The organism is Virgibacillus sp. W0430 (assembly GCF_051846935.1).
In the GTDB taxonomy this organism is placed as follows: Bacteria; Bacillota; Bacilli; order Bacillales; family Amphibacillaceae; genus JBPYCR01.
In genome coordinates, this window is the sequence record NZ_JBPYCS010000005.1 from 116,334 (window position 1) to 127,748 (window position 11,415).

The window sequence follows — 11,415 nt, forward strand, 5'->3', positions numbered from 1 at the left end:
TTACCTCCCGTCGTATTTCTTATTAAGCTCTGCAAGGACAGTGCTCTCTTTCATTTCAGGTAATTTACGGTAGTTATTTTCCTCTAAAATTGGGTCAAATTGGCATACCGATTTAAATTTACAATACGTACAGGCATTTTTATCTTTACGTATATACGGATTCAATTGAACGTTTCCGGTTGTAATATCAATCCCTGCTTGAATCATCAATTGATGAATATGCTGTTGCAAACTCGAAAACACTTGTCGATCAGCAATTTTAGAATGATGCGTAAACCCCCCATTTTTCTTTAGCCCAGCAGGAATAATTTTACTTGAACCAGAATCTAGCGATTGATCCATCATTTTTACAACTTCTTCATCGGATAGCAACATTCCATACATTTTATACTTTTTGAATAGTTCATCGGCTATTTGATCATCAAACAATTTTCCTTCTTTTGAAACCATTGCATTATGAACATGAAAGTATAATATGCCAGCAGGTAATGCTTTTTTTCCTAACCATTGTTCAGACTGTGACAATACTACATCTAAATATGCTAGCATTTGTAACGCAAGTCCGTAATACACATCCGTTAAGTTTAATTTCGTTTCGCTCGATTTATAATCAATAATGCGCAAATAAAGTCCCTGTTCATTCTCAGCTATATCGACACGATCAATCCGGCCTCTTAGCATCAATTCAAATCCGTTTGGAAGCTCGATAGAAACGGGTGCTAGCTTTTCACCATTACCAAAGCCGAGCTCCATACCGACCGGTGTAAAACCACTCTGCCTAGCTTGCTCACTTAGAACAAACGTTGCACGGGAAATAATGTCTTGGAGCTTCTGTTGAATATATTTATACCGATTGGAGCTGTGCAAGATCTCGTTTTGTAAAACGGGCGCTAAATGTTTTACAGCCTTTTGTGCGTATTGGCTCGTCTCTGTTTTCGATAAATCGGAAAAATGACGCCCTTCTTCGTGAACCCATTCGGTAATTGTTTTCAATGCTTCATGAAAAAGTTGGCCAATATCAGGTGCATCCAGCTTGTATATTTTCCGTTCCTCTAAATTTAAACTATATTGTACGAAGTGCTGATAGGAACACCGATAGAACATTTCTAATCTAGATACACTTGCATTAATTTCTTTCGGATAGAGCTTTTCTACCGTTTGTTCAGACAAGGCAACTGGTTTATTTTCATAATATAAGCTTTGTAGAACCGAATATGTTGAACTATACTTTTGTTCATGCTTTATATACCAATTAAGGACATGCCACCATATTTCCTTCATCGGATAGCCTCGCTTCACTCTTGCAAGCTGCGCAGTTAGAGCTGCTGTTGTTTTATAAGGGGTCGTAATAAACCGATCCGCCTCTACTAATTCGTCCGGATCTTGCAGTAAGATAACATCCTTACAGTGAGGAAACATATCTTGCATCCGTTGAATGAGTTGGGATGGCATACGAGCATTGCCTTCTTCATCACTTAAAGGGTAGCTTATCCATAGACGATCCTGTGGTGAAGTAAATGCTAAGTACATATAAAACCAATCATCCAACAGCCTTCGTTTACTGCTATCTGCAAGCTGCAATCCATGCCCTGCTAGCAGCTCTCTTTCTTGTTCATTAATCATTCCATCTGGTGCAGGCTTCAACGGCCAAATGCCATCATTCACACCGAGTAAAAAAGCACACTTAATTCCACTGATTCGCGAATGGTCAATTGTTCCGACAATTACTTGATCTACTGTAGGCGGCACATGTGAAAACTGCAAAGACTCTAGGCCTGCATCAAGGATCGTCCGAAACGAACTGAGCGATAACTGTTCATTCCCAGCTATTTCTACCATTTCATCTAATAATTGAATGAGTGCGTCCCAAACTTGGACTTGTTCCCTAGATTGCTCAATTAAACCACGTTCATCAAATCGTTGTTGTAAGTGCTCCAAACGTTTCGGAACGTTAAGTCGTTCAAGTAAGTAATACAATTCCTCGCCCTGCTTGAGTACGGAATGTGCACGCCGAATATTTTCGTCAAATGATTTTAACGCTTCAACTACTTGATCGCGATACGCATTTATTCGTACTTGGACGGCTTGTTCGGCATCCGTTTGAGTCGGTTGCTCAAATCCGCGAAAACGTTGAAAAACCCATGGTTCACTATTTGTCCACCGTTCTCTCGTCCGTATTCCATATTCAAGCACATAATTTTCTAATTCATCTATCGCCTCATTTGTTAACGGATAGTCTGAATTTGATGAAGGGATAAAGCCTGTTTTCAATACGCGAAAAACAGCATCGTACTGCCAGTTGTTTTCTACCATATCAAATAAAGAACGTATAAATTCGATTAAAGGGTGATTTAACATCGTCTGCTTTTCGTCCATAAAGACGGGAATATTAAAATCTTCAAAAATAGTTGTAATTAAATCATGATAATTATCGGCTTGTCGAATAAATATAGCCATATCTTTATAACGGTACTGCTCGTCCCTTACGAGTCGTACAATTTCTTGTGCAACCCCTTCTACCTCTGCTCGAAAATGAACCGCTTCGGCAATATGGATCGGGGCTTTTTCCTTATAAGCCTTAATCGGTCGCTTATCGAAAAACATCTCTAAATGGGAAAAAAACGGTCGATCTAAAAACCTACCATTTTCTTTGGATAATTGTACAGTTTTTTCTACGTGTATATTATTCGCTTCGGCAATCGATCGAATTTCTCGATACGTCTGCATTGGTTGATAAAATAAATCCAGCTCCGTCTGCTGTTTACCCTCTCTTTCTGGGTCCATCGTAAGCGCGACTGTTACACTTTTGCAAGTTTGTAATAGTTTTTCAATTACGTATAATTCTTGCGGTGTAAACCGATGAAACCCATCCAAGTATATATGTGCGTTTTGTAAAAACGGTGTTTCACTTATTTTGTCTGCAAGTAATTGCAGCTGATCTTCACTATCTATATATTTATCTTGTAATGCAATTGCTAGCTTTTCGTATATATACAGTAAATCCTCCAATTTATTCGCCAATGCCTGTTCGCCTGACTCTTTATGCACAAAGCGATGGAATTCATTCAATTGATCTTGGAGCATTTCTGGTGTAATCCGGTATCTTTTAAACTCAATAATTAATCTTTCTAAATCCTCCAAAAACCCATGCTTGTCCTTTGATTTTTGAAATACACTAAAGCTAGATTGTTTCTCTTCCATTATTTTCTTTAGCATCATTTGCATGCCGACAGAGCTAATAAACTGTTTAACCCCGCCACCTGTTTCTTGCATAACACGCCATGCGAGGCGAGAAAAGCTTACAACTTGCGCACGGATACTTCCACGGATAGCTTCGTCCTTGAACAGCGTATACTCTTGTTGAAAAGTCATTTGATCAGGAACAATATAAAAAATTGGAGCACCATGCGGATCTGCTTTTAAATTGCTTTTTATTTCATTAAGTGAATACGTGCTAATCGAGCTTCCCGCTCTCCCAATAATAAAACGAAGCCCCATACGAACTCCCCCAATTTAAATTTTCATTTCAAAACGAATGACGCCTACTCGCTCGGCTGCTTATTCGTTTCTGCTTTTCGATTAATTCTTTTTTCAATATACTTCCCTGCCATCCAAAACAAAACAATTCCAACACCTACGACTATCGTTCGTACTGGATTTTTAGCAAATTCAAAAATACTTGAGCCAATATAAGCAATTGAAAAAATCATTACCGATTTCCCTAAAATGACAGCAAGAATAAATTGTTGCACACTAATCTTAGAAAGCCCAGCTACGACATTTATTACCGATGATGGCGAAAATGGGAAGCAGAGCAGTAAAAAAAGCGGTCCAAATCCATGTCGATCCAACCATTCTGTAACTTTTTTAACCTGCTTATTTTTTCGGATAACACGAAACACCCGCTTATTCCCCAGTTTACGTATAAAGAGAAATACAAGAATAGAACCGAGACTCGATCCAATCCAGGAATATAAGAATCCTTTCAGTAATCCATATGCAGCACCATTCGCAATTACAAAAACAACTAAAGGCAAAAATGGTAGAAAAGCCTCAATAAAGGGTAAAAAGATTCCAGGAAGGGGACCAAGACGTTCATAATCGCTCAGTAATTCAATAATATATTCATCAAATGCTTGGTTTTCTAAAAATAATTTTAAATCCGAATTGGTGTTAAATATGTACATGTAGTGGAATCTCCTCATCTCTAAATGAACACAGCTTAATCATTTCCCTATTGCTATATTGTTTGTACTTCTATTTTAATCTAAACGTTCATCTTACTAAAGATTAATGTATTATCTGTATCGTCTCAAGAACACACGTTCCTAAAGACTTTAGCGTTGTATCAAATGAAGAGTGAATCTAATGTAATAAAAAAAGAGCCTCTTTCTTATTCATATTTTATCATTTTTTTAAAGAGATAGGGAAATGTTTCCTTAGAGGAGAGTATTTGATAGCTGGGAATTGTCCAGTTGATCGTTCTTTTTGCCAAAACGGCTTAAAAAGCGGATCCGGTTATCAAGCAAATAGCGATATTGTGCCGTCCGTTGCACTTGGTTCAACATGGATCCAAATGAAATATCGAGGATAATCTTTTTTCCATTTTTAAATACAATTTCAGTTTTTTGATTTTCAGCTTGATTTATTTTATTAATGTGGGAATGGGCAATCCAGGAGCAATTTGCATTTGTAGGAGACGCAGTAGGGAAAAAATACATCCCACTGATTGGGTCGATCGAAATCGGGGCTTTGTGGGTTATACCACTAATGTCCTTGGTTCCTTCTTGCCTGCCTTTAAGACTGCTCCCAAAGAACTTACATGCGTAATCAATCATTTTACTTGGGGATTGCCGTACTGTAAATGCTCCTTGTTCTTCCATTACGTACGTATGTGTATTTCCATATTCATCGTGCTGTGCAATAGCCGCCATTGTAAGAGGATTTATTTCATGGGCTGAAGTATATACATTCTCACTCACGATTATACATCCTTTCCATAATATGAAAAGAAGAGGCTCACTTTCTGATTTTAACAAATTTTCAATTAAAAAGATAGGGTAATTCCCAATTTCTATTTTAAAAATAGTTCTTTTGGTAGATAATTTAAGCAGAAACAAAGTGAGTAATCTATTTCGTGTATAAAAAAAAGAAGTTCGCATAATTGTCCTTACATGGACTGCTAAACTTCTTTTAGTTTCACAGAAGTAGTATCGGCATAATTTGAAGCATTAGTACTACCGTTCAGTTTAAAATTAATTAATAAATTAAATCGATGAATTCGTCTTTTGAAATCCGGCCAAGATAATACGGAATATCGGCTGTTTCAAGTGCTTGTTCAATCGCTTTGCGTTCATGCTTAACACCAATAAGCATCGCTTCTACATCCGCAACATGACCTAAGCCAAAAAAATCCCCATATATTTTGCACTGCTCAATTATTCCTTTTTTCACGTCTAAACGTACATCCAATAAACCAGAATCAAACTTATAAGAAGCTTTTTTATTATACGCAGGCGATTTCCCGAAATTCCACTCCCATTTTTGGTATCTGTTAGTCGATATTTCATGAACTTTTTCCCAGTCTTTCTCAGTCAATGTATAACGAGGAACATCTGCAACATCGTCTACATCAAATATATGACGTAAAATTAATTGCTTAAATTCATCCATTGTAATCTTTTCATCCATAAATTCAGATATATTTGCTACTCGACTACGGATTGATTTTATTCCTTTAGACTCTATTTTTTCTTTGCTTACATTCAGTGCAGATACGACGTGCTCCATTTCTGAATCAAACATTAACGTACCGTGACTAAACATCCGGCCTTTCGTTGAAAATTGAGCATTCCCTGAAATTTTTTTCCCTTTTACTAATAAATCATTCCGACCGATTAATTCAGCAGGTACACCAAGTTTATTTAGTGCTTCAACTACTGGCTTGGTAAATTTAGCAAAGTTATGGAAGCTATCCCCATCATCCTTTGTTATAAAGCTGAAATTTAAGTTTCCTTGATCATGATAAACCGCGCCACCACCTGATAACCGGCGCACTACTTTAATATTATTTTCATCGACATATGCTGTATTTATTTCTTCTACTGAATTTTGATTTCTACCGACAATTATTGACGGCTCGTTTATGTAAAATAATAAATACGTGTCCTCTTCCCCAAAATTTTGCAGCACATATTCTTCCAAAGCCAAATTAATTCGCGGATCTGTTATTCCTTCATTATCAATAAACTTCATATTATAAACCCCCAAAAAAATAGTTCACACCAATTTTAAAACAATCGAAAGCAACAGGCAAAAATAATACCTTTTTATTTTCCTGTCCACTTAAATCCTTCGCTTGCCAAGTGAACCTTTCCATCAAAATATTGCTCTGCTTCTCGGACTAACTGCTGCTGTTCCCCAAATTGAGGAAGATGGCTTAATAAAAGCTCGTTTACATTCGCCTGCTGAGCAATTGTTGCCGCTTCTTTGCTCGTCATATGTCCAGCTTTCGAACCATCTTGACATTTATAAAAATTACAATCGGCAATTAATAAGTCTGCATCTGTTGAAAAATCAATCCAATCCGTTTGATACGCTGTATCCGCCGTATATACAAGTACAGTATTCCCATCTGTTATACGCATTCCATAACAAGGCACTGGATGATTCGTCTTTAGAAAAGAAATGGTTGCAGGGCCTATCTTTAAGCCTTTAACAGGATCGTAACCGATTCCCTTTGTAAAATCGCTTGATAATTGCGCAAAGCCTGTACGATCTTCTGTATGACCGTAAATTGGCAAAACACTTTCATCACCTGTTACAAAATAATTTACTAATTGTGCATACTGTAGTACTCCAATGTCCGCAACGTGGTCATGATGATAATGTGAAATAAGTACTGCATCGATATCTGTTATCTGCTTATACTTTTGTAGTTTAGACAGTGCGCCACTACCAACATCAACAAGTATTACGAATCCACCAATATTAACTATGTAAGCAGACGTTGCACCATCTACAGCTGGGTATCCACCCCAGCAGCCGATTACTGTTACATCCACTCGAATCACCACCCTCTATTTTGTTGTAACACAGATTGGATGTTTTTCAAAAAAATTAACTTTTTTCTCATTTTACATTGACAGATGCAACCCTGTTATAGTACACTTTAGTCAGATTAGAAAAGAAGCTGTTCTTCTTACTAACTATTCCATTTCCTGAAAAGGAGGGTACATCGTGATCAACGTTATCGAGTTCTTCAGAAATATCCCTAAGAAAAAGTGTCAACAGTGCGGTTTTGACATGAATGAAAAAGCCGACTGCTATGGCAACCTTTGCGACGAATGTGATCACCCTGCAAGATAATTAGTTTACATTTACTATTCTCTCTATACTTTATTCTATAACATTATACTTCCTTTTGTTAAGCAGCTCTCTTGTTGAAGGCTGCTTTTTTTTGTAAATTGGACACGTCTGTTACAATTGCAAAATCAGGTGATAAGAATATTTGAATTCCATTGTGAAAGCAAAGAGAGGCTGGACAGAAGTTTTTTATTCCGTAAAAAACCGAACAATTAGGTTTAAAATGACCAACACCTTGTAATATACATTCATTCGGCAAAAGACGATTGCGTCATCTACAAGTACCTATGAATATATATCCGAAGCAGATGTAGTTCATTATTCGGATTTTTACTTAATAACTTCGCTATGTCCTAGCCTCTATTAACTACTTCAAAAACTGTACTATACTTTGAACTGCTTTTTCGCCTTGATCGATGCAATCTGGAACGCCGACTCCTTCATAAGAACTGCCTGCAATCCATACTCCTGGTAGCTCCTCTTTCATTTGCTCTCGTACTTTAGCGAGACGCTCTTTGTGACCGACAGTATATTGGGGCATTGCTTGCTGCCACCGTGTAACTACTGAAAATAAAGGTTTTTTTTGAATATTCATTGTCTTATTAAGATCTCTTAATACGATTTCGATAATTTCTTCATCGGATGCGTTTACTACTTGTTGATCATCCGGACGACCAACATAGCAGCGCAGCAGTGCTTTTCCTTTCGGTGTTGACGTAGGCCATTTACGATGTGTCCATGTACAAGCAGTTATGCGGAAATTGCTATTACGCGATACGACAAAGCCCGTCCCGTTTATATCTTTCTTTATGGCCGACTGGTCAAAAGCCATTGCTACGTTAGCGACAGATGTCGAAGGTACACTGTTAAAGCTAGAAAACATGTCATATTGACTTAAGATTTTAGGTACCGATTTGTGAGGGGTTGTAATTAATACTGCATCCGCTTTAAAAACCTCTCCATTGCTTAATAGCACATGGTATCCATGTTCCTTTTTTTCGATATGATCTACTGCTGTATTCAACTTATAAGACGCTGGATTTAACTGTTCTTCTAATGCTTCTACAATAGATTCAAACCCATTTTTAAAGGAGTAAAACATCCCCTGCTTAGTTTTTTTCCTTTTTCCAGGCTTTGGCATTGTTTCGCGCAAGCCTTTAATTAAGCTTCCGTAGTTTTGTTCAAGCTCGTAAAAATTTGGGAAAGTAGACAGTAAGCTCATTTTGTCAATATCTCCAGCATATATGCCAGAAAGCAAAGGTTCAATTAGGTTTTCAACAAGCTCGTCTCCAAAGCGGCGACGGAAGAACAAACCTAAAGATTGATCTTTTTCTGTTTTTCCTTTTGGAATAACATAATCCAATCCAGCGCGAACCTTTCCCTTTGCTGAAAAAAGCCCTGAAAACAAAAATGGTTTAACCTGTGTTGGCACTCCCATAAAAGCTCCGCTCGGCATTTTATGTAATTTATTATTAACTAATATATACGATTGACCAGCGCCGTTACGGACGAGCTGATCTTTTAACCCAAGAGATTCAGCTAGCTTAACGGCTGGTGTTTTCCTAGCTAAAAAAGAATCCGGCCCGCGTTCAATCGTAAACCCGTCTTTTTGCAACGTTTTTATTTTACCACCTAGCCGGTCAGATGCCTCCACAAGCTTCACTTCGTATGGAAGTTGGTTTTCATTTATCGTTTGCTGTAAATAATAAGCTGCGGTAAGACCAGTAATCCCACCGCCGACTATTAGTACTTTTTTCACTTCCATTACGCTTCACTCTTTACTTTATTCCAAACTACATTTGCTAACGTTTCTATAAATAAAGGGTTCGTGTTCGGCATTTCAGGACGATAATAACTCGCACCAATTTCATCGCAAACAACTTTGCACTCATAATCGTTATCATATAACACTTCTAAATGATCTGAGACGAACCCTACTGGTGCATATACGAAAGACTCGTATCCTTTCTGTTCAAATAAATCTCTCGTTAAATCTTGGACATCCGGGCCGAGCCATGGCTCCGGTGTATTTCCTTCACTTTGCCAGCCAATTTCATAATTTGTAATACCGGTTTGATCAGCAATCAGTTTTGCAGTTTCGGCCAATTGCTCAGGGTATGGATCTCCGCCTTGTATGATTTTTTCAGGTAAACTATGGGCTGATACGATAAGCACCGCTTTTTCACGTTCTTGTTCCGACATTTGTTCATACGTCTCATTAATTTTATTCGCCCAATACTGAATAAAGCCAGGCTCTTTGTACCAGGATTCAACCGATTTAAATTCGATTCCGTATTTCGTGCCTTCTTCCTGCGCGCGGCCATTATATGACTTAACACTGAATGTAGAATAATGAGGTGCTAGAACAATGGAAGTAGCCTTTGTAATACCGTCTTTAGCCATTTGCTCAACTGCATCCTCTATAAAGGGCTCAATATGCTTTAGACCAATATAAAGCTGAAATTCATATTGATTTTGAATTGCATTTAATTTTTCTGCTAAGGCCGAAGCTTGTGCTTCCGTTATTTTAGCCAAGGGAGATATGCCGCCGATTGCCCGATACCTTGCTGTTAAATCTTCAAGCGCCTCATCGGATGGTTTCCTACCATGACGGATATGTGTATAATATCGTTCAATGTCCGTTTCTTTATAAGGAGTTCCATATGCCATAACGAGTAATCCGATTTTTTCTTTCTTCATTTTTTCACCTCATTAAAATTCATGTTGCCATGTGCCATGTCGGTAGTAGACTTACCTTGCATATATGCTCGTAGTTTGTACAACTCGTATGCGAGTATATAAGCCGATAGAAACAGTTTTTAAAACTTTATGATCGTTTCGAATAAGTGTGAATAAGCTCTGTTAACCTTTTTAAAGTAGCCTGTGTAATATCTGGCGTTACACCATGCCCTAAATTAAATACATGTCTGCCATCTTTCATTCCGTCATCAAGTATTGACTTCGTTCTCGACGAGATTGTTTCCCAATCCGCTAGGAGAATTGCTGGATCTAAATTACCTTGTAATACTTTTGTTACTCCGATCGCCCTTGCCTCTGGAATCGTTGTTCGCCAATCAAGCCCTATTACATCTACAGGTAAATCGTTCCATTCCATTAACAAATGCTTTGCGCCAATTCCAAATATAATTAATGGGACATTTTCTTTTTGAAGCTCTGAGAAGATATGATTCATAATTGGCTTTATAAATATACGGTAGTCCGACGCATTTAACGAACCTACCCATGAATCAAAAATTTGTACTGCTTGCACACCTGCTTTTATTTGTGCCTTAACATATGTAATAATCATTTCTCCAAGCTTATCCATTAACGTAAACCATGTTTTCGGCTCACGATACATGAGTGCTTTTGTTTTACTATAATTCTTGGAAGGTCCGCCTTCAATCATATAGCTCGCCAACGTATATGGCGCACCACTAAACCCAATAAGAGGTACATCTAACTGCTCTTTAGTCAGCAATCGAATCGTTTCTAAAACATAGTCGACATCTTGTTCCGGATCAAGTTTGCCTAATTTTTCAACATCGCCTAAATTGCGAATTGGGTTATCAATTACTGGGCCAATTCCAGACTTAATATCTACGTCAACCCCCATTGCTGGAAGCGGACTCATAATGTCTTTATATAAAATTGCAGCATCTACATTATATTGTTCTACTGGCAACCGCGTTACATATGCACATAATTCTGGCTGATGGGTAATTTCAAACAAAGAATATTTTTCTTTAATCTTTAAATATTCCTTCTGAGACCTACCAGCTTGCCGCATAAACCAAGCAGGTGTATAATTTGTTTTTTCTCCACGATATGCTTTAATAATTGTATCATTATACGTTTTCGTCATTTTTATCATCCTCTACACATACTTAAAAGAACTAACACTACTATAACTATTTCCTTAATAGCTGTATAGCAAACACACGACTTTGTCATAAACTTGTGCGATTTAAGAATGTATTTTAAAACTGCTTGTGGGAAAACATATGAACGATCTATTGCAATTTACTTTAATTAGCAAGAACAACTACT

General features: G+C 37.5%; 9 protein-coding genes. 1 reads left to right on the forward strand and 8 read right to left on the reverse strand.

Annotation, left to right across the window (positions count from 1 at the left end; genetic code table 11):
- The 5 genes from addB to ACLIBH_RS04505 form a co-directional block, all read right to left on the reverse strand.
- A complete protein-coding gene (addB, locus tag ACLIBH_RS04485) occupies window positions 1–3,498 on the reverse strand; it encodes a helicase-exonuclease AddAB subunit AddB (protein ID WP_439315499.1) in 3,498 nt (1,165 codons plus the stop codon).
- A gap of 44 nt (window positions 3,499–3,542) precedes the next feature.
- Window positions 3,543–4,187 carry a TVP38/TMEM64 family protein gene (locus ACLIBH_RS04490; RefSeq protein ID WP_439315500.1) on the reverse strand — a complete coding sequence of 215 codons (645 nt, stop codon included), beginning with the start codon at window positions 4,185–4,187 and terminating at the stop codon, window positions 3,543–3,545.
- 252 nt (window positions 4,188–4,439) lie between these two features.
- A complete protein-coding gene (locus ACLIBH_RS04495; RefSeq protein WP_439315501.1) occupies window positions 4,440–4,982 on the reverse strand; it encodes a competence protein ComK in 543 nt (180 codons plus the stop codon).
- Between the two features lie 277 nt (window positions 4,983–5,259).
- Window positions 5,260–6,255, reverse strand: a complete 996-nt coding sequence (locus tag ACLIBH_RS04500) for a lipoate--protein ligase (protein ID WP_439315502.1) — start codon at window positions 6,253–6,255, stop codon at window positions 5,260–5,262.
- Between the two features lie 74 nt (window positions 6,256–6,329).
- The gene (locus tag ACLIBH_RS04505) at window positions 6,330–7,064 is read right to left on the reverse strand and encodes an MBL fold metallo-hydrolase (RefSeq protein WP_439315503.1); all 735 of its coding nucleotides are present in this window, start codon (window positions 7,062–7,064) and stop codon (window positions 6,330–6,332) included.
- Window positions 7,065–7,239: 175 nt separating this feature from the next.
- Here ACLIBH_RS04505 and yhfH point away from each other — a divergent pair, with 175 nt between their 5' ends.
- Complete coding sequence (yhfH, locus tag ACLIBH_RS04510) at window positions 7,240–7,368, forward strand: protein YhfH (RefSeq protein ID WP_439315504.1); 129 nt, start codon at window positions 7,240–7,242, stop codon at window positions 7,366–7,368.
- A gap of 364 nt (window positions 7,369–7,732) precedes the next feature.
- Here the strand turns inward: yhfH and hemY are convergent, their stop codons facing one another.
- From hemY to hemE, 3 genes are all read right to left on the reverse strand, one after another.
- The gene (gene hemY, locus ACLIBH_RS04515; RefSeq protein WP_439315505.1) at window positions 7,733–9,130 is read right to left on the reverse strand and encodes a protoporphyrinogen oxidase; all 1,398 of its coding nucleotides are present in this window, start codon (window positions 9,128–9,130) and stop codon (window positions 7,733–7,735) included.
- A complete protein-coding gene (hemH, locus tag ACLIBH_RS04520; protein WP_439315506.1) occupies window positions 9,130–10,065 on the reverse strand; it encodes a ferrochelatase in 936 nt (311 codons plus the stop codon). Before hemH ends, hemY begins: the two co-directional genes overlap by 1 nt.
- Window positions 10,066–10,192: 127 nt before the next feature.
- Window positions 10,193–11,230, reverse strand: a complete 1,038-nt coding sequence (gene hemE / locus ACLIBH_RS04525) for a uroporphyrinogen decarboxylase (protein ID WP_439315507.1) — start codon at window positions 11,228–11,230, stop codon at window positions 10,193–10,195.
- Between the last annotated feature and the right edge of the window lie 185 nt (window positions 11,231–11,415).